This is a genomic window from Mucilaginibacter sp., from assembly GCF_028287845.1.
Taxonomy (GTDB): domain Bacteria; phylum Bacteroidota; class Bacteroidia; order Sphingobacteriales; family Sphingobacteriaceae; genus Mucilaginibacter.
On the sequence record NZ_JAQBOW010000127.1, the window covers coordinates 1 to 21,170 of the forward strand.

The 21,170-nt window shown below is 38.7% G+C and carries 10 protein-coding genes and 1 pseudogene; 4 read left to right on the top strand and 7 right to left on the bottom strand.

The features are described from left to right. The 3 genes and pseudogenes from JWP71_RS12800 to JWP71_RS12810 all read left to right on the top strand — a co-directional run. Positions 1–243, top strand: a pseudogene (locus tag JWP71_RS12800) (hypothetical protein); the annotation flags it as partial. A 999-nt stretch (positions 244–1,242) separates the two neighbouring features. After that, entirely contained in the window at positions 1,243–3,246 is a 2,004-nt protein-coding gene (locus JWP71_RS12805) for a hypothetical protein (RefSeq protein WP_299500609.1), read from the top strand. Positions 3,247–3,424: 178 nt separating this feature from the next. Further along, positions 3,425–5,332 (top strand): 7TM diverse intracellular signaling domain-containing protein, encoded by a 1,908-nt coding sequence (locus JWP71_RS12810; RefSeq protein WP_299500612.1) that lies wholly within the window; start codon positions 3,425–3,427, stop codon positions 5,330–5,332. A 93-nt stretch (positions 5,333–5,425) separates the two neighbouring features. On the opposite strand, the gene bglX is transcribed toward JWP71_RS12810, so the two are convergent. The 7 genes from bglX to JWP71_RS12845 form a co-directional block, all read right to left on the bottom strand. Next, the gene (gene bglX, locus JWP71_RS12815; RefSeq protein ID WP_299500614.1) at positions 5,426–7,663 is read right to left on the bottom strand and encodes a beta-glucosidase BglX; all 2,238 of its coding nucleotides are present in this window, start codon (positions 7,661–7,663) and stop codon (positions 5,426–5,428) included. A gap of 66 nt (positions 7,664–7,729) precedes the next feature. Further along, on the bottom strand, positions 7,730–9,142 hold the full coding sequence (locus JWP71_RS12820) for a glycoside hydrolase family 30 beta sandwich domain-containing protein (RefSeq protein WP_299500616.1): 1,413 nt from the start codon (positions 9,140–9,142) through the stop codon (positions 7,730–7,732). A gap of 34 nt (positions 9,143–9,176) precedes the next feature. Next, positions 9,177–10,424, bottom strand: coding sequence for a cytochrome c3 family protein (locus JWP71_RS12825; protein ID WP_299500618.1), 1,248 nt, complete (start codon positions 10,422–10,424; stop codon positions 9,177–9,179). Positions 10,425–10,548: 124 nt separating this feature from the next. Continuing rightward, entirely contained in the window at positions 10,549–12,093 is a 1,545-nt protein-coding gene (locus JWP71_RS12830; RefSeq protein WP_299500621.1) for a RagB/SusD family nutrient uptake outer membrane protein, read from the bottom strand. A 21-nt stretch (positions 12,094–12,114) separates the two neighbouring features. Next, complete coding sequence (locus JWP71_RS12835; RefSeq protein ID WP_299500623.1) at positions 12,115–15,282, bottom strand: TonB-dependent receptor; 3,168 nt, start codon at positions 15,280–15,282, stop codon at positions 12,115–12,117. 1,062 nt (positions 15,283–16,344) lie between these two features. Further along, positions 16,345–18,093, bottom strand: a complete 1,749-nt coding sequence (locus JWP71_RS12840) for a cellulase family glycosylhydrolase (protein ID WP_299500625.1) — start codon at positions 18,091–18,093, stop codon at positions 16,345–16,347. A 31-nt stretch (positions 18,094–18,124) separates the two neighbouring features. Further along, positions 18,125–19,570 (bottom strand): glycoside hydrolase family 30 protein, encoded by a 1,446-nt coding sequence (locus JWP71_RS12845; RefSeq protein WP_299500628.1) that lies wholly within the window; start codon positions 19,568–19,570, stop codon positions 18,125–18,127. Between the two features lie 616 nt (positions 19,571–20,186). Here JWP71_RS12845 and JWP71_RS12850 point away from each other — a divergent pair. Then, the gene (locus tag JWP71_RS12850; RefSeq protein WP_299500630.1) at positions 20,187–21,119 is read left to right on the top strand and encodes a class I SAM-dependent methyltransferase; all 933 of its coding nucleotides are present in this window, start codon (positions 20,187–20,189) and stop codon (positions 21,117–21,119) included. The last annotated feature ends 51 nt before the right edge of the window (positions 21,120–21,170 follow it).

A 21,170-nucleotide genomic window follows, 5' to 3' on the forward strand; every position in this document is an offset into this window, starting at 1 on the left:
ACCAAAATGAATTATATGCTTTTCCATCCCGGAGTTATGTTCCGTTTTCATAATGGTTTTACCATTATCCCAAGGCTAGCTTTTCAGACAGACGGCAGATATGGGGTCACTCCTGTATTCAGTAAAATAATTATGAGTAAAAAAGATTACCAGGTTTATCTTTCATTAAGCGAACCGGCGCGATTTGGCAATAACCTATCCGGATCATATACTACGGCGATGCAATTAGGAATTAGTTTTTAGCAAGGTGAGTGAAAATAAATCCTAAGATTAGGGCCATAGCAAAACTATATATAGGATTTGTTCAATTATCTGTCACTATTAAACCTTTAATCACAGTTTTATGGTTGACTAAGGGTTATCCTTATCTTAACAGGGTATTTGTTATTTGAAAGAACCCGCCTTTTATCCAGGATTGCGTTTACTGTTATTCCAATTATACTATAACTAAACATTTTTCTTACCCTTTTGATCTGTGCAAACAATTTGCACACAAGTATAGCCAAACATGGAAAAGGAATGAAGCGAACTGTTGATTTATTTAATGGTAAATCACTTAAAATCAGTCATTTGTCAAATTAATGAAAAGGCATGAAAAGCAATGAAAATCGTGCTACTGCGCATGGCATGCAAGAGGTCATCGGTTCGACTCCGATATTCTCCACGTAGTGATTATCAGGCTTTTAGATGAATTTCTAAAAGCCTGTTTTTTTTTCATGGGTACAACATAGGTACAACACTTCTTTCATTATTGTTAGCACTTACTGGAAATTTGAAATGAATAGCTACTATCATGCGGGTTTTAGTCCTGTAATAAGCCGTCCTTGTCTATGTGTGGTCGTTCCTTTGTAATGAGGTGATTATGTGAGTTTTATTGCATAACTTGTTTTTTTTAATTATCATGAAGAAATTGTTGGCTCTGTATATATCCTTTATGGTAGTGCTGATTTGTGGTAAAACAAGTTTTTCACAGACTATTGATAAAGCTATCTTGCCACTTTTAAATGCAAGTAGTCAACAAAAAATATATGTTCAATATGACAGAAAGGTTTATGAATCTGGCGACACGATATGGTTTAAAGCTTATCTATTCAATGGTTTAAGCAGGTCAAAATCGAGTAAAAACTTCTACTTTGAATTAATTACTTACGATGGACAATTAATAGGTCGATCGGTTACACCCATATTTGAATCCACATCTTCAGGTAACCTGGTTATTCCAACGTTAGCTCAACAAACGGTTTGTATTGCCGGGCCTATACGACAGAGAGTATTGCTGCCGACCCCGATTTGCAATATTTTAATGCACTTTCTTATATAAATAGAAAAGCTGGGAATGACTCAGTTGTATCGCATTCTTACGACCTGCAATTCTTACCGGAAGGAGGGGATTGGATTAACAATCTACCGTCTGTTGTTGCGTTTAAAGCCATTGATAGTACAGGAAAGCCAATAGAGGTATTTGGGACTATTGTTTCAATGGGAGAAGTAGTGTCAGAATTTTCAACATCGCATGATGGAATGGGAAGTATTAGTCTAGTGCCACGTTTAAATAAAGCGTATAATGCTATCTGGAAAGATCCTGACGGGATTGAACATAACACTATTTTACCGGCGAGGAAAATGCAGGGAGTTGCTTTGCATATATCCGATCTGGCTGAAGGGAAAAAGTTTTTTATATTTAGATCTCACGAAGTTTCTGCTGCTGAAAAAGAACTTTTACTTGTAGCCTATCAAAATAATGAGATAATTTATGAAGCAAAAGTAAATCTTTCCGTTAGTGAAAGCATTGCTGGAATGATTCCTACAAAAGGTCTATCTACCGGCATTCTTTATCTCACCCTGTTCAACAAAAACCTTCAACCCCTGGCAGAACGGGTAACATTTGTAAACAACCACAATTATAATGTTAATGCAGGATTTACAATTACAGATATAGATCACACCAAGCATGGTCTAAATAAGATTAAACTATATATAACCGATACACTGAGATCAAACTTTTCTGTAGCAATTACCGACGCTGATTTAGACAATTCACCAAAACCCCAAGACAATATTATTTCTCATTTGTTTTTAACCGGCGATTTAAAAGGAAAAATTCAAAATCCAGGATATTATTTTGTTAGCAAGAGCGATAGTGTAACAAAAAACATGGATCTGGTTATGTTAACTCATGGATGTAGAAAATATCACGTCCCTGATTCAACCTTTAAGGAATCAAACTATATTACACTTAGCGGCGAATTAAGCGGCGCGAATTATTTAACAAACCTCGAGAATCCGGTGGTCAATATCATTATGAAAACCGATGATAAGAATACTTTCCTCCTTCCAATAAACATCGATAAATTGGGGCGTTTTGTTAAGGATGGTATTGTTTTTTATGGTTCAGCCAAACTGTATTTTAAGTTTAATAATAAAAACATAGATTCCAAAAGAATCAAATTAAAGGTTAACAATGGCTTCCTTGATAGCTTGCCAACTATTCCAATCAAAACAGATCTTTTGCTGTATGCTGGCAAGGAAGTAACTAAAGCGCCTGATCAATATGTTCAGAATTATTTCAGCAGAGGTCACTCACAAAATTTGAAGGAAGTAAGCATAACGGCAAAAAAAACAGATGAAATTCAAAAGCTGGAAAACACATACACTGCAGGATTACTCAGTGGGGGTATTTCTACAAATCTTTTAGTAGGTGCCGATCCTAAAGCATTAAATTATATTTCCCTTTTCGATTATTTAAAGAGCAAAATTACTGGTATGCAGATTTCCAACTATAGGTCTTTGTTCCCAATCGTACTATGGAGAGATAGGGTCATCAAATTTTACTTGAATAATAATGAAAGTTCTGCAGCCGATATCAGAAGCTTGGGAATGGCAGAGTTAGATTACATTAAAGTATATGACCCTTCGATGGGCGGAGCGTTTGGCACAATCGGCGGGGTAATTGCTGTTTATACTAAAAAGGGAAAAGGTTTTGATTTTAGTTCAAATGAACTTGTTACTACCTTGTCTGGTTATAATTCTGTTAAGGAATTTTATTCTCCAAATTATGGAAAGACTTCGTTAAATCGAGCCGACGTTCGAAAAACATTGTATTGGCAACCTAATATCATCATGGATAAAGGCAGACCAACATATCAATTGGAGTTCTATAATAATGACATCGCGAGTAAATTCAAAATAATAATTGAAGGCATTAATTCGGAAGGAAAAATATTTCATAGCGAAAAGATTTTTTAAAGACAAATCCTTCCTCGCCAATATTTTGATACGTTATGTATATATTATAATTTATTCAATATAATTTTAGCAATACTGTAATTGGGCTGTAATATTTGTTGTATTATTTGATGATTTTGCATAAATTACCCCTGTAATACTTTTTGGTATTATTACAACCAATATACTATCTAAATTTATGTGTGCTTTTAAAAGGACCTTGTTATTATTTATTTATTTATGTGTTTCAACAAGTAATATTTTTGCGCAAAAAACAATACCTATTGATAGCAGCGTACAACAATATAAATTCACATTAAACGAGATTGAATATTTAGAAGATAGCACCAACAAATTATCCTTTGATCAGGTAAGGGGCTTGAACAGCAGTTTTAAAAGCAACCTTATTTATTATCCTATAAATAAAAATCGTGAGTATACATATTGGTATAAAATAAAGCTTCGCTTTACACAGACAATTGCTAATAAAAGTTGCCTATTTGAATTTTTTGATCAAACTACAGAAAATGTAACCGCTTACATCCCTAATGAAAAGGGCGATTATATTATCAATCATTCGGGAGCGGGAGTTAATTTTAGGGACCGGCTATATCACCACAAAAATTTTGAGTTTTTAATACAAAATACATCAAAAGGAGAATATACCTATTACTTTAAATTAAAATCAAACAACCCCGTTAAAGTAATAATTGTATATCGCACACTGGGTTATTTTATTAAATATGCCTTATCTGAATATTTGTTATTTGGGCTATTCTACGGCATGATACTTATATTCTGTTTTCATAACCTGCTTATGTTTACAGCAGTACGAAAAAAACAATACCTATATTATGTGTTTTACATTTTAAGTGTCGCGCTCTATGAAATGAGCGTTGACGGAATTGCCTTTCAATATATCTGGCCGGGTCATCCGGCTTATAACGATTACGTTTATGGCATTGCATTATATGCGATGAGTATTTGTGCCTTAATTTTCACTAAAGAGCTTTTGCAGGTTAAACTTAAAGCTTATAACTTTTACCGTTTACTTAACGCAATCATAGTACTTAGGAGCGCTTACTTTTTGTATTGCCTGTTTATTGATAAAAGCTTATTCATTTACAAATTTGTAGAGGTTGTACCGCTATCAATTGCTTTTGTTACCGGTATATATATTTATAAAAATGGTTTTAAGCCGGCCCGTTTTTTTGTATTGGCGTATGCTGTATTATTTACAGGTTTTATTGTTAAGGCAATAGATGCCCTGGGCTATGCTAACTTTTTACCGGCATTTTTAACTTATTACAGTATAGGATTTTGCTTCATTATGGAAATGCTATTTCTTTCATTTGCTATAGGCGATCAGGTGCGTATAATACGTAAAGAAAAAGATAACGCCCGTGATGAGATCATCCGCCAGATGGATATTAATAATAGGCTTAAAGATTCAATAAATAAGGAATTAGAGATGCAGGTAAATGCCCGCACCAAAGAATTGATCAGGAAATCCGAAGAATTGGAGGATCATTCAAAAATAATTGAGGAGCAAAACGATCTGCTAATAAACATTAATCATCAATTAGAAGAGCAGTCGGCCGAAATTAGCCGGATGAATATTTTGCTGGAAAAAGACAACGTTCAGCTTAAAACTGATATTGATAAAGTTACCGAGGCGCGCGCCTTATCTACAGAACTTAATTTTGAAGAGTTTAGTGCAAAATATCCCGATCAGGAAAGTTGTTATAAATTTCTTGCCGAGTTAAAATGGAGAGCTGATTATACCTGTACACGCTGCAGTCATAGTATTTATAATGCGGGGAGGGCTCCTTATAGCCGCAGATGTACTAAATGCAGTTATGAAGAATCTGCCATGTATAATACTATTTTCGAGAACAACCGCATACCTATTAACAAGGCGTTTTATATAGTTTATTTGATATATAGCAGCAAAGGCACCATTTCATCGCACCAGCTATCGCAAAAACTGGGTATCAGGCAAAGTACTTGCTGGGCATATGCTATTCGGATTAAAAAGGCTATGCAGGACCATAAATCCCTCAGAAAAAAAGGCAACCCCCAAGGTTGGGTATCACTGGTGATGTAGCTGATTAAAGTGTAGGTGCATACGGTATACAGTGTATAATCTCTACACGATAGACACATCGGTTATCTATCGCGCAGAGATCGCCGCACTTTATTATTTTATCAACTCAAACTTACTCTTTAATAAAATATGATCTGATGAATTGCCTATCATCAGCTGGAATGTTCCCGGTTCTGTGGCCCAGTTCATTTTTTGATCGTAAAACGATAGGGTTTCTTTATCTATAACAAAATTGATGATTTTGCTTTCGCCTGCTTTTAAATATACTTTTTCAAAGCCTTTTAACTCTTTTACCGGGCGCGTAACGCTGGCAAATTCATCCCGCAGGTATAACTGCACAACTTCTTCGCCTGCATAGTTACCGGTGTTTTTTAATGTGCAGCTTATATTCAATTTATCGTTAGCGGTTAGCGTGGTTCTGTCCAGCTTCAAATCAGTTAAAGCAAATTGGGTATAGCTTAGGCCGTAACCAAATGCATAACGCGGGCTGTTTTGCATATCATTATAGCCCGACCGGTAGTTGATCCCCATATCATTTGTTGACGGGCGGCCAGTACTTTTATAATTATAATAAACCGGTATCTGCCCTTCTGACCGGGGAAAGGATATAGGCAGCTTTCCTGCCGGATTATAATCGCCAAATAAAACATCGGCAATGGCATTACCGGCTTCGCTACCCAACCACCAGGTTTGTAAAATAGCGTCGGCGTTGTCGGCTGTCCAATTAAATATCATGGGCCTGCCAGACATGGTTAATACCACAACCGGTTTGCCTGTTGCTTTAATAGCTTTAACCAAATCTTCCTGCACACCGGGCACGTGTATATTGGCGCGGCTTTTGGCCTCGCCTGTCATGTCATAATGCTCGCCAATTGCCAGTATCACCACATCAGCCTGCATAGCTGTTGCTACGGCCTGTGCAAAATTGCTTTTTGAGGTATCGGTAACATCACAACCCTGCGCATATAACAGGCGGGTGTTTTTACCAACTTTATTTTCTAAACCTTCATATAATGATACCAAATGATCGCCCTCCCATTTAATCGACCAAAATCCCATCATATCAATATTTGATTTAACCAAAGGGCCTATTACCGCAATAGTTTTCAGGTTTTTTGATAGGGGTAATAGTTGCTTATCATTTTTTAACAGCACTATACTTTTTTTAGCAACTTCGCGGGCCGCGGTCCGATTCTCTGGCGAGTTTAGCTCCTTTTTTTCACGCTCTTCATTACTAAAACGATAAGGATCATCAAAGAGGCCCATTTCAAATTTCTTGCGTAAAATGCGTTTTACAGCATCATCAATAAGTGCTACCGGCACTTTATTTTCCTTTACCAATTGAGCCAGGTTATTAATATAAGCATGGCTTTCCATATCCATATCACTACCGGCTGTTATAGCTAATTCGGCTGCCTGTTTGCTATTGCGCGCATAGCCATGCTGTACCATTTCGCCAACAGATCCCCAATCGCTTACTACAAAACCCTTATAGTTCCATTTACCTTTTAAAATATCTCTTTGCAAATAGCTGTTACCTGTTGCCGGGATGCCATTTAACTCGTTAAAACTATTCATAAAAGTAGCGGCACCTGCATCAAGGGCGGCTTTAAAAGGCGGCAAATACGTTTCCCAAAGTGTACGGTCACTAATGTCGACCGCGTTATAATCGCGACCGCCTATTGCTGCGCCATAAGCTGCAAAATGCTTTACGCAGGCCATTATAGCATCCAGACTGCCTAAACCATTACCCTGAAACCCTTTTACCCTTGCAACCGCAATAAGCGAAGCCAGGTATGGATCCTCACCGGCGCCTTCCATTACACGGCCCCAGCGAGGGTCGCGTGTAATATCAACCATTGGGGCAAATGTCCAGTGTAAACCCGCGGCAGCGGCTTCTTTACCTGCCACACGTGCCGAAGTCTGTATGGCCTGCATGTCCCAGCTGGCGGCTTCTGCCAAAGGCACAGGGAAAGTTACCCGGTAACCATGTATAATATCCAAACCAAATAGTAACGGTATTTTTAGGCGAGATTGCATAGCCAGTTCCTGCACCATACGGGTTTCTTTCGCGCCTTTTACATTTAGCATAGAACCCAATTTTCCGTCCTTAATATCCTGAAACTTGCTGCTGTTTTCTGTTAACGGGCCGGTTGCCAAACGATCGCTGGTGTATTGGTTTAACTGACCTATTTTTTCGTCTAAGGTCATTTTGGCAAGCAACGCATCCACTTTACCATCAATAGCATCAGTATGTTGTGGTGTTTTTTGTGCTAAAACACAGCAAGCAATGGACAGGAAGCATAATATGGTTAAAATTCTTTTTTGCATAATAGTATAAGGTATTAGGTAAGAAAAATTAGAAATTATTTGTGGCGATCAATTATTAAAAAATATTTAATCCCAGATGTAGGTACCAACTGCCCCGCTATTTAAAGAGGCAACTATTGTTTTACCCTTATTTTGTATGTTAAATGTTTGTGCCGTTGTGCCATTGTTTACAACAATTAATACCTTTTTACCATCAGGCCTTTTAAATGCCACGTTAGGTAATAGCTCCAGGTCGTTAGAGCCAATACGGACAGAACCCGGCCTTACAAATTTTGATGCATGGGCCATGGCATAATAGGCTACATTGCGGGTAAATCTGTTACTATCAATAGTTACCGCGCCTTGGCACATAGGGCATCCGCCCCTGTCTGTAAAAGGCTTATTCTGCGGATCTGCTGCCAGATTCCATTCCAGCACGTTGCGGCACCAATTGCGTGTCGCGCCTATAAATAACCGGCTAACCGGATTTGCTACATTTAATTTCGGATTGTTTTTTCCACGCTCAACCACCATCTGTTCGGTGAAATAAAGGTTCTTTTCGGGATGCGCGTTATGTACATCCGTAAGCGCGGTGATCTTGCCCCCATATAAGTGGAAAGCCGACCCGTCTACATATTTTGCGGCTTCGGGGTCATTTAAAATAGCAAGCGGATAATCGGGCCTGTCGGCATTATGGTCATACGCTATAATCTTTGTTTTTAAACCCGCCGCTTTTAGTTTCGGACCAAATACTTTTATAAATCGGCCCTCATCGTCGGCAAGCATTAACATGCTTGGGTTATTGCCGGGGTGCAATGGCTCATTCTGAATAGTTATGGCATCCAGGTTTATGCCTTCGGCTTTCATGGCCAATAAGTATTTAATTAAATATCTGGCATAAACATCAAAATATTCGGGCTTTAAACTGCCCCCGCGGGTATCCCCATTATCTTTCATCCATACCGGTGCAGACCATGGCGAACCTAGTATTTTAATTTTAGGATCGATCTTTAATATCTCCTTCATCACCGGTATCACATCATTTTTATCCGGCCCCAGGTTAAAGCGCTTTAGCTCCATATCTGTTTCGCCCGGTGCCAGGTCATCGTATGAAAACACATGGTCATTCAAATCAGACGCGCCTATGGTTAAGCGCAAATAACTTACGCCAATGCTATTGCCTTCAGTTGAAAAAACGTCTTTTATTAACTTGGCCCTGCTTTCGGCACTCATGCGTATCATGTGCATGGCGCTGCCGCCGGTTAGCGCGAAGCCAAAACCATCAATTGGCTGGAAGGTTTCTTTTTCATCCACCTGTATAGTTGGGTTTGCCACATCGGCCTTGTTTGAAAAAGCAATAGGCTGTTGTTGTTGAAATAACGCCGATCTATCAGCATTAGTTAGCCAGATATCGGCTGTTTTTGTTTTTTGTGAAAACGCTGTAACAGTGATTAACATCATGGTAAAGACCATTATGCACTTATTTCCTTTTCTTTTCATTAGCGAGAGGTGTATATATAACATTGCAGCAATATTAATTGCTGTGTTGGGCGTTCTTTATTAATGATAATATTTGATTGGTTTGCTCAGGATAAATAGCTATGCGGTGCGTATGTAAAAGGTATTGAGACGCTCCCTTCATTGCCGACATTTTGAAGGAAATTAATTTAGATGGCAAAGTGGGCATGTGGCAATCAATACATTTACCGGTTATGGCGTTGCCCAACTGTGGGCCCATTTTGCAAAAGTTATGTGTTTGCTCTTTATGGCAATCCAGGCATTTTTGCGACAATAACACAGGATCGCTTTTTTCTTGTTCATGCACATTATGGCAGGTAGTACAGGTAAGCGATGGGCTATTTAAATAGCATTTGCTCATAGCTAACAATTTTGCCTGGTTACCATGAACGTCGGCACTGGCATTGAAACCAAAATCAGGATCATAAAAACTGGCCAGGTTATCGCCCGGTTTATAGCCGAATGTTGATTTTTCTGTTTTAAGGTCATTGCCACCATGGCATACTGCACACATATTAACCTTTAGCTGCCGGTTCAATGAATTATAGGTAGTAATATATTTTGCTTTCTTATCAGTAGGATTATCAAAATGGTATTGCACGTGATTAGCAGCCGGCCCATGGCAACGCTGGCAATCTATCCCATACATAATTGATTTTTTATCGTACTCTTCGGCTACTTTGATAGGGCCGGTTTGTACAAAAGTTTTTTCAAGGTATGACCCATGGCATTCAAAGCAATGGCTAACAATTGCCCTGTCATAATAAACCAAATCTGGCGGAAAACCGGGGCTGTTTGCCCAGTTATTTATTATTTTAAAAAAAGATAAAGGCAATTCATACAGTCGGTTACCTTTCCAGTAACCATATGTTTGTGCTTTTTCATTGGCTCCAAATGCAATATCAAACCGCTCACTTCTTATCTGTTTGCCCTCAAAAATAGCTGTTTGATAAATGCCATCCTTACGTTTATCAATGGTTATTTTTAGTTTATCGTTAAAAATAAAAATATGGGTGTTAGCCATTGATTCTGCTTGCAGTTTATTGCCATCAATAGCGCTTGATGTATGAAAGTGAGCGGTATGAGTGTAAGAATTGTACGTGTCTTTATGACAGCTTATACAAGTTTGCGGATTAGCGTAAGCGCTGCCCCTTTTATCAGGTTCAAGGTTTTTACCTTTATCCCTGCATTCAGAAAAGAACATTGCTATGGCAAATAGTATTCCTGACGATAGAACAATTAATATGCGGATATTTCCCTTCATATATTAAATTAGTAGAAACAGGGAATTAGTAAACAAAAATTACATGGTTTAAGTTAAAACTATCAGAAAGCGGCATAACCGCTCCCTGATAGGTATATGAACTAACAACCAATCTAATTAACTATTAAAGGGGACCGCCCCATTCTTTGCTTTGTTGTATTTTGGTATTATTAAGCTCTGATTGTGGTATAGGGAAAATTTCCATTTTATTTGCAACAAAGCCCTTAGAAAGTAACACCGCATTAGTGCCGGCATCACCCCAACGTACAAGGTCCAACCAACGCTGGCCTTCGCCGGCAAGTTCTAAGCGTCTTTCTTTTTTGATGTTATCTAATGTAACCGCAACTGGCCCGGCACCAACACGTGCCCTTACTGCGTTTAACAAGGCATAAGCACGGGAGCCTGCACCAACTGCACCACCACTGGCTAATTGAGCCTCTGCTTCTAACAGGTACATATCAGCTAAACGTATTTCATACATATCAACCGGGAAATTTAATTCTAATTGACCTGATGCCGCTTTAGTTGAATTACGACCGGCAAATTTTTCAATAAAGTGACCGGTATTTTGGTAAGCATGTAAATAAGTAATGATACCATTTGTTTCTAAACTATCGCAGTTAGCAACAGTTGCCGCATTGCGCGGATCATAGTGAACCAAGTTCCAGAAATCATCAGTGAAAGGTTGGCCGCTCCATCCGGAAACATAATCTGGTGCAGTTGTTTTTAGTGGATTATAATTACGCGGGCCAACTAAAATACATTCCAGGTTACCTTCTGTACCACCAACATTACCCCAGCCACCATTGGATGTAGAGTTAAATACAATTTCAAAAATTGATTCGCTGTTAAATTTGTTATTTGTTTTCCACAGGTCACCAAAATTTGGAATTAATTTATAACCATAAATACTTGCTGATGCACCAGGTGCAGTACCATTTACCAAAGCAAATTCGGTTAGCGCGTTGGTATAATCTTTTTGCCACATATATACCCGGGCCAATAACGCATGATCAACACCCAGAGTAACACGTCCGCCTTCTGACGCGGCCGGTACTGTAGCAGGTAACGATGACTGGGCATCTTTCAGATCCTGAATTATCTGTTTGTAAATAACATCCGGGGCTACTTGTGTAATGGTGTAAATATTAGTAGGGTCTGTAGGCTCTAATATCAAAGGGATGTTCTTAAAGAAACGCACCAGATCAAAATAAAAATATGCCCTTAATAATTTAGCTTCGGCTATATACCTTGCTTTTAACGTTGCATCCATTGATACCGTAGTAATGTGTTTTAAAAACACATTTGCTCTGTAAACGCCGGTAAAGCCTTTGGTCCATAAATAGCTGGGGCCACCGTTTTGTGCAGATTGGGTATAAGTGTATTTAGCAATCGACTGCAGATCGCCAATATCAGATGAATTTGCACCACCGGCCCAATGGTCATCAGATGCAACATTCATAATATTGGTTTTTGTTAAATAACCGCCTCCCTGATTACCTACCATATCATACACACTTGTTAAGCCCGAAAAGGCCTGTGCCTGATTAGCATAATAATCAGATTCCAGTATACGTTCTTCAGGATTCACTGCAAGGAATTTCTTGCAGGATCCCAGTAGTTGCAACCCTGCCAGCAGGACAACCACCAATGTAATTTTGTTTCTCATCTTAATTCTTTTTTAAGTTTTTTAAAATCCAAGGTTTAAGCCCAACATAAAAGTACGTGCTTGTGGATAATTGCCTTTATCAATGCCTAACACCTGGCCAGCACCAGCTCCGCCGTTTCCAATTTCAGGATCGTAACCGGTGTACTTGGTAAAGGTAAATAGGTTTAGCGCGCTGGCATAAATACGTAATCTGTTTACACCAAGTTTTTTTGTTAAACCCTTTGGTAACGTGTAGCCAAGCTGCATTGTTTTTACCCTGAAATAGTTGCCGCTTTGCAGGTATATTTTGCTAAACTTTGTGTAGTTACCATTCGGATCATCATCCGTCAAACGCGGGTTTGTAGTAGATGGGTTAGTTGGTGTCCACCTGTCTAATATTGTTGTTTGATAGTTGGCGTTACCAATATCTAAACGACGTAGGCCCTGAAATATAGAATTACCGCCTACACCATTACCAAATGCCACAAAATCAAAGCTTTTGTATACTAAATTAACGGTTAAACCATAAGTTACTGTTGGTATTGGATTACCTATTATTGTACGGTCACTACCATCAATTACGTTATCGCCATTTAAGTTAGCGTACTTAATATCGCCTGGTTTTGCATTTGGTTGTAATGGTGTACCGGCCGAACCTACGTAGCTGTTAACTTCTGCCTGGGTTTGGAATATACCTAACATTTGGTAACCGTAAAACGCATTGTATGAACCGCCAACAATTGAGCGTGAAATATTACCCATTGTTTGGAAACTGGCTTGTTGAGTCTCTACAAACGAAATACCAGGAGCTATATAAAGAATTTTGTTTTGCAGGAATGATACGTTACCATTCATGCCAAAGCTTAGGTCACCAATTTTGCTATGGTAGCCCAATTCAATATCAATACCCCTGTTTTGTGAAGTACCATAGTTAGCGTAAGGAGCTTGGGAATAACCCAAATAACCAGGTACAGGTGGTTGTTGTAATACACCAACAGTTTTCTTGGTAAATAAGTCAACACTTAAGTTAAAGTTATTAAACAAAACAGCGTCTAAACCTATATCTGTAGATTGAGTTTGCTCCCACCTTAAGTTGGGGTTTGCCGGTGCGGCAGGGCTAAAGCCTATAGTACTTGCATTAGCTGTACCAAAGGTATAGTTACGTCCGCCACTTATTATCGAGTTAAAAGCAAAATCACCAATACCCCCATCATTACCTGTTACACCATAACCACCTTTAATTTTCAGGAAGCTAACTGCATCATTTTTAGGCCAGAATTTCTCTAATGAAGGAACCCAACCCAAAGAGAATGAAGGGAACACACCAAACTGATAATTTGCACCAAACCTTGATGAACCATCACGACGAACTGTACCAGTTACCAGGTATTTTTCATCATAATCATAATTCAAACGTGCAAATAGCGAAGTAATTCTGTGCTCAGTACCATCACTACCACCACCGGTAATATCACCGGTTACCGGCTTGTATTGCAAATTAGCCTGGTAAAAACTGGTAGCAATTACGTTTGCATAGTTTACGTTTACGTTTTTGGTATCATTATCCATATAAATACCCTGGCCAACTACCGCAGACACACTATGCTTACCAATTGAGCGGCTATAAGTTAATGTGTTTTCTAAGTTATAAGCTAAGCCATCGGTTATTGAGCGGTTAAATTGTTGTTTATTGCCAATACTTGATGATGTGAAATAATAATATGGTGTATAACTTTCACTACCATAAAAGGCCAATTTAGTACCCAGGCTCGACCTGAATTTTAAACCTCTAATTGGACTCACTTCGGCAAAAACGTTACCAACAATATTATGCTCCCAGTTATAATTACCCAATTTAGATTGAATATAAGCTAACGGGTTAGACATTTCCTGGCCAACATAAGGTGAAAATGCATAATATAATCCATTAGGTCCTTTAGCAGGATACGCTGCATTAGCTCCAGTGTAAGGTGCAAGAGCAAGAATATTGGGATCTGTCTGATAAACAGGAGTTACAGGGTCAAGGTTTACAGCATCACTAAGTGTACCGCCAAACTCTGTGTTATAATTACCGCCATTAGATTGTGTTTTAGCAAAATCATATCCCAAATTCTCGCCCAAAGTAAGCCATTTGGCTAAATTGTAGGTTGAGTTTAAACGAATGTTAATACGTTTGTATCCCGAAATGTCTTTTGCAACAATCCCTCTTTGATCTAAATAACCAAACGAAGTAAAAAAGGTTGACTTGTCACTGCCACCGCTTACGCTAAATTGATGATTTTGTATAGGCGCCTTAGAGAAAACCAGTGACTGCCAATCTGTACCAACACCCAATGATGCAGGGTTTGCAAAAGGCAATGCCGGTTTAGTAACAGCATTTTGATAAGCAACCGTATTCATAAAAGACTCATCCCTGATTGTTGCATACTGCGTAGCATTTAACAGATCAAGTTTTTTAGCCGTAGTTTGTGTGCCATAATAACCGTTATAATCAACTTTTACCTGGCCTGCCTTACCTTTTTTGGTAGTTACTAAAATTACACCGTTAGCTGCACGTGTACCATATATAGCTGCTGATGCCGCATCTTTCAATACTTCAATCGACTCTATATCGGCCTCGTTAAGATAACCTATACCACCATTATCAACAATAACACCATCAATAACCCACAATGGATCATTATTAGCTATAGGCGAAAATGAAGTATAACCACGTATACGAATAGTTGACGAAGCACCCGGTAAACCAGAAGCTGCTGATACGTTGATACCAGATGCTCTACCTTCAAGGGCTTGCTCTACACGGTTAATAGGCATGTTTTCCAGTTCTTTCGAGGTTACGCTTGAAATAGAACCGGTAACCAGGCTTTTCTTTTGCGTACCGTAACCAACTACTACAACCTCATTAAGATTGTTTTCGGTAACGGTAAGTGTTACGTTTAACGTATTGGTGCTACCAACTTGTGCATCCAGTGTAGCAAAACCCACGTATGAAAACGTTAATGTAGCGTTTGGCGGAACAGTAATTGTATAATTACCCTTCGCATCTGTTGCAGTTACGCTTTGCATGTTGGCAATTTTAATTGTAACGCCTGCAAGAGGCTCGCCCCTGCTGTCACTAACTTTACCTTTTACGGTGGAGTTTTGTGCTAATGCAATATTTAAAAAAGCAAAAAGCATAATAATCAATAAAGGAAATTTTTTTGTCATAATTTGTTGGTTAAATGGTTAATAATTGGCATTGTTTATTCTGCTGATATAAAAATACCCGCAGAAAAATCTTGAGGCGTAGTTAGCCGTAAGCAGTTAAAATGTGCATTTTATTAAAAGGTATTAATTGGTTAATTGGTTGGCATAAAGGATATGCCTGTTTAGTTTACTTGGTCAAATTTATGTAAACAAATATTAATAAAACAAGAAAAAATATCATAACTACTTGATAATTAATTTTTTATAAAAAATTTAATACGCTTAATGAACTATTATAAAAAATTTATACTGAGTATAATAAGCACTTTTGGAGCTTAAATAAATAGTCTGGGTAATACGCTTAAATCCTTGTAAAAAAGTTGCATTTTTTTACATTTTATATCCTAATATTGGTTACAAAATACAATGGCAACCGATTGCCCAATTTTTGTTAAAAAATTCGCAAACGATTGCGAAAACTTATAAAAACAGTTTGAAATTTTATTGTGAATTTATCCTGTTGCGTAACTGCAAAAACCCACTTGCTTTCGAGTTTTTGCACACCAATTAAACCCGTTATAAATCATCTTTTTTATCAACTATCAGAAGAATAGTATTTTTATTATATGTATTAGTAAATCAAAGTTTCACAACAACTCGTCAGGATTGATAATAGTTTGCCGCAACATATATTTACTGCAAGCGAAAATTGAGTATTTGGAAGATGGCTCTAAACCATATTAAACATGCGCCTGCTGCTTGATTTTTAATCGTCAAACTCGTTAATTTAGTAGCTAGTTTATTTGTCAATTATTTAATATGATGATTTTCAGAGCATTATAATTCTTGCCGTCCCAGGGTGTCCCAGGGTGTCCCACGGTGTACCAACGTGTACATGGGACAGTACAGTAATAACATTTAAGGGATATAGGTTTATTGCTGCATTTGCATACTTCACGGGGGAAGTAATTTTTGTTTAAAGCTCAAAAATCGATACTCATGGATGGAGCAAATTAGTAATGGAGAGTAGCAAAGCAAGTGGCATACCTAAATTACGTACGCCACTTGCAAGTTAACTTCAAATCAGTCTTTTATAAACTGAATTGATTTAAAGTTGAAACCGCCTTCGTCAGCAAGTACACGTAGTTTGTTAACGCCTTTATTAAGCTTAATGCCTTTTATTTCAACCGGGTACCATCCCGCTATTGATGTTGCAGCAGTTAAACCAACTGTTTGTGCAGGGTTATTATCAACCGATAAGGAAACCTTACCCTTGCCGCCTTCTGATGATACTAAAAGCTTTACAGTATAAGTGCCTTTGCCGGCCTGTACGGTGTATTGCAGCCATTCACTATCCTCAATACTGAAAATATGGTAGCCGGTCTCATCAGCCTGTATATCCACGCCTTCATTTCTATAAGCGCGCCCTTTGTTGCCTACTGTTTTTACCCCGGGTGTGTATTGATAGCTTGCGGTATCCTTATCAAAATAGGCTATGCGCTGGCTGCCCATATCATAATCAACCGCGTTAATGGTTGTGTTGCTGCCAATAATATTCCTTTTAAACGGAATAGCTGTAGCCAGCCTAACCTGCCTGAACATAGCATCAGTAATATCTTTATGGTAAATATTATTTTCCTGCTTTATATTCTCCAATAGCTCATCAAGCGTTGCTGTGGCTTCGCCTTGTGATGGCTTTGCGGCCTTACCGCCCCAGTAATCTACCAGTTTCTGGTAACCGACAGGTACTTTAATTTCGAGCGGATTGGCGATGGCCATCTTTTTTAACTGCCACCAGGCCCAGCCTATATTATTGCTTTCGGCCAGTTTTATAGCTTCGGTAAACCAGGTATCAGAGTTTTCGCCCGATTCGCCCAACCAAAGCGGCACATTATATTGCTCGCTCAGTATAAGGAAACTTTGGATAGCTTTTACGTTATTAAAGTTGCCGTATTTATGAAAACTCACCACCATATTATTATCCCAAAGCGGGAAAATGCCACGGTAATTATTACCAAAGCCATTGCCCTCCACAATAACAATATGGTTTTTATCAACCTCGCGTATGGCTGTAGTAATATCCATCATAAGTTTGCGCAGCGGTTCGTTTTTAGTTTCGGATGTGCCGCGTTTATCGTCAGCGCTTTCAAAACCCCAGTTTGGTTCGTTTATAATATCATAACCACCTATAGCGGGTTCATTGGCATAGCGTTGCGCCAGTTTCTTCCATAAGGCTATCATTTTATCCTGGTTAGCTTTACTCTCCCACAATGATGGTTTATCCGGGTCACGATCTGAAATAGGCAGGTCATTGCCCTGGCCGCCGGGTGCAGCATGCAAGTCTAATATCAAATAAATATGTGCTGCCCTGCACCATTTTACCAGGCTATCGGTCATAGCAAACCCTTTTTCAACCCAGGTATTTTTACCGGCTACCGGTTCTTTATCAACAGATAACGTATATAAATTGTAGTGCATTGGTAACCTGATAGAATTAAAACCCCATGCCGCCATAGAATCTACATCAATTTTACGGGTATGATTAGTGAGCCATTTATCATAAAATTTGGCAGTATATTCTGCTCCGGCCACATCCTCAATATGTTGCCTGATGATGTATTGCCTGCCCAAATTGCCCAACTTAAACATATAGCCTTCCTGCAGCATCCATCCACCAAGGCCCATGCCTCTTAAAATAATTTTGTTACCCTTGCCATCTACAATTAAGCGGCCATTGGCTTTTAAAAAGCCCTGGCTGTAAGCGCTGGCAGTAAATAAAATTATTAAAACAAATGCACCAAAATAGCGTGCGGCTGATCTGTAATATTTCATTTGATTAGTTATATAAATTAAGTCAATCAGGTTAGTTAATTATTAAAGTAGCTATTGAGTGAGCCGGGCTTTTTGTAGCCGCGCCTTTTCCTTTTATCCATAAAGTGTAGGGTATCTCATTATCGGTAGCATTCATTACCACTACGGCAATTTTACCATCGGGGTTAAGGTAGGCTGTGGTTAACAGCTTATCGCGGCTGGCAATGCTTGTAATGCGTTTTGCGCCAGGCTGTATGTATTTAGAAAAATGACCTATGTAATAATACGCGTTGGTATAAATTAAACTGCCATTACGCGTATCGGCATGTACAGGCGCGAAGCAAAAATTACCTACGTGGTTAGGACCGCCTTTTTCGTCAAGCAATACGTTCCAATCTGTCCAGGCAACTGTACCGCTGTTAAAATCATTGATCATTGAGGTACCATATTTTTCGCCTAACGACCAATCATTTAACCGGTTAAAGTCAAACTTCTCTACGCAGCCCTCTGTAAAAACAAGGTTCTTGCCCGGAAATGCTTCATGAACACGGCGCGTGCTTTCTAAATTCATACCGGCTCCCGTCCAGGTTTCATACCAGTGAAAACCTATACCCCAAACATATTGTGCCGCTGCCGGATCCTCTAATACCGTACTGGCACGCTGATACAGCAAATCGCGGTTATGATCCCAGATAATTAGTTTTTTACCTGCTAATCCTGTTTTTTTCAAAGTCGGGCCTAAAAAGTTCTTTACAAAATCGCGCTCTTCTTCGGCAGTATATATACATGATTCCCACCTTTGTTTAGCCATTGGCTCATTCTGAACGGTAAGGCCCCATATTTTAATACCTTCTTTTTCATAAGCTTTAATAAACTTCACATAAAAATTGGCCCAGCTTTGGTCGTACTCCGGTTTTAGCTTGCCACCGTTTAATACATTGTTATTATCTTTCATCCAGGCCGGCGGGCTCCACGGGCTTGCAAACAAATTAAGTTTACCACCGGTAGCATTTGCAACTTCCTTTATAAAAGGTATACGGTATTTTTTATCATGGCTGATATCGAAGCTTTTTAATCCCGGATCATTATCACCTACATAGCTATAACTGTCGCTCGAAAAATCGCAGCTCTGTATATTGGTGCGGCCAAATGTGTAGCCTATGCCTTTGTCTTTATCATAATAAGCCGTTAAAAACTCTTTTTGCTTATCAACGGGCAGTTTATAAAATGTTTCGGCAGCGGCATCCGTTAAAGCGCCGCCTATGCCTACCATAGTTTGAAACGTTTTAGCAGGATCAACAAACACAGCTAATTCTGTTTCAGCAGGTTGCCCTTTTTTAGTAAGTGTTATTGTTCCTGATGATGAAAAATGCTCATTACTGCCTTTAACATCGGTGTATATAGTTACTCTATTGCCAATTTTTGCGGCTGGTTTTTGTTGTGCACCGGCTATATAAGCGCTGCCGGTAATCAATAATAAAATGATAGATCTTTTCATGGGTTATGGTTATAATAATTTTATTTAGGTTTAAATACTACAACAAAGGCTTGTTGTCATTTAATTTTAACGTTTATAACTTTCGTTATAAACGCTGGTTTAGCCATGCAAGATATATAATTTTTATAGTTCAAATCAATAGCAAGCCACTTTGAAAAAAAGTTTAGGAGCTATGTTTCAAGTACTTCTATACAATCGTCTTTGTTTTTTGATAAGGATTTAACCGTATTTATAAATCGGTCATAAAATCTATTTTGATAGGGGTTCATGAAAAAATCATCAGGATTTAACCGTATTAGTTTTCCGTTTTTTGAGCTCTTATAAACGGAAAAGATTTCGATGCTTTTTACTGAAATTTTCTTCAATGTTTTTTTTAAAAAGATCATTAATTGTTGGTAATTAGATTAATAAAGACGTGTTTAGCCATTTAGCTATCCGGTTAAGACCTGTAATACTACAATAACCGGGCAACCCCGAAGCTGTGAGGGTACTGTCCCAGGGACAGGTGCATACACCTGGGACACCTGGGACGCCTGGGACACTTGACGTAAAAAGGTCCGGCTCTGCCTTTATAAATTGTATTAAACTTATATTGCAAAAAATTCTGCTGAATACTATGAACAGTTGCAAGATTTGTAATACCGGATTATTAGAAAGCACTTTCAATGTGCGCGAAATGATGCTGGGCATGCGTGATGAGTTCGCTTACGCGCAATGCCCCTCCTGCCAAACTATACAGATTATTGATATGCCTACTCATATAGAAAGCTACTACCCGGGCTACTATTACTCTTTTCAGCATACAATCCCGCCGTTGGTGCCCCTGCCGTTTATAAAAAGATGGTTTGAAAGCTTTAGAATAAAGAAGAAGTATCGGAAAAGCAAAATGGATATCTTTAACTATCTTAAACCGTTAGGCACGCTCCCATCTCAAAAAATACTGGATATAGGCTGTGGCAAAGGCAAGTTGATTTGCGAAATGTATAACCTGGGCTTTACCAACATACAAGGCGTGGACAAATACGTGCACCAGGAATATGATTATGGCCACGGTGTAAAGGTTTTTAGAAAGGACCTGTGCGAACTACGACCTGATAGCTACGATCTGTTAATGATGCACCATGTTTTTGAACACATGGACGACCCGTATACAGAGTTTTCTAAAAGCTATAATTTGCTAAAAAAGGGAGGATACTTATTGGTACGAATTCCCGTTGTTGGCAAGGCGTGGGAAATTTACCAGCAAAATTGGGTACAGCTGGATGCACCACGGCATTTCTTTTTGCATACAACTAAAAGCATACAGCTACTCGCTGACAAAACGGGCTTTATTCTTGAGGATGTGAATTATGATTCTACCGCCTTCCAGTTTTGGGGTAGCGAATTGTATAAACGTGATATAGCCTTGGTTAAGCCGGACACGAAAGAATACGTTACAGCTAAAGACTTCTTTTCGGCCGATGAAATTGCCGGTTACGAAATAAGTGCCGAAGAGTTAAACAGCCAAAACCAAGGCGACCAGGCCATATTTTATTTGAGGAAGGGATAGTGGTGTAACCTACTTGATAAGTTTTTATTTCAAACATCAATAGCTAAGACC

Excerpts from the sequence above, each read along its gene's own strand:
- JWP71_RS12810 (WP_299500612.1), top strand. The coding sequence starts at position 3,425 with ATGTGTGCTTTTAAAAGGACCTTGTTATTATTTATTTATTTATGTGTT.
- bglX (WP_299500614.1), bottom strand. The coding sequence starts at position 7,663 with ATGCAAAAAAGAATTTTAACCATATTATGCTTCCTGTCCATTGCTTGC.
- JWP71_RS12820 (WP_299500616.1), bottom strand. The coding sequence starts at position 9,142 with ATGAAAAGAAAAGGAAATAAGTGCATAATGGTCTTTACCATGATGTTA.
- JWP71_RS12825 (WP_299500618.1), bottom strand. The coding sequence starts at position 10,424 with ATGAAGGGAAATATCCGCATATTAATTGTTCTATCGTCAGGAATACTA.
- JWP71_RS12830 (WP_299500621.1), bottom strand. The coding sequence starts at position 12,093 with ATGAGAAACAAAATTACATTGGTGGTTGTCCTGCTGGCAGGGTTGCAA.
- JWP71_RS12835 (WP_299500623.1), bottom strand. The coding sequence starts at position 15,282 with ATGACAAAAAAATTTCCTTTATTGATTATTATGCTTTTTGCTTTTTTA.
- JWP71_RS12840 (WP_299500625.1), bottom strand. The coding sequence starts at position 18,093 with ATGAAATATTACAGATCAGCCGCACGCTATTTTGGTGCATTTGTTTTA.
- JWP71_RS12845 (WP_299500628.1), bottom strand. The coding sequence starts at position 19,570 with ATGAAAAGATCTATCATTTTATTATTGATTACCGGCAGCGCTTATATA.
- JWP71_RS12850 (WP_299500630.1), top strand. The coding sequence starts at position 20,187 with ATGAACAGTTGCAAGATTTGTAATACCGGATTATTAGAAAGCACTTTC.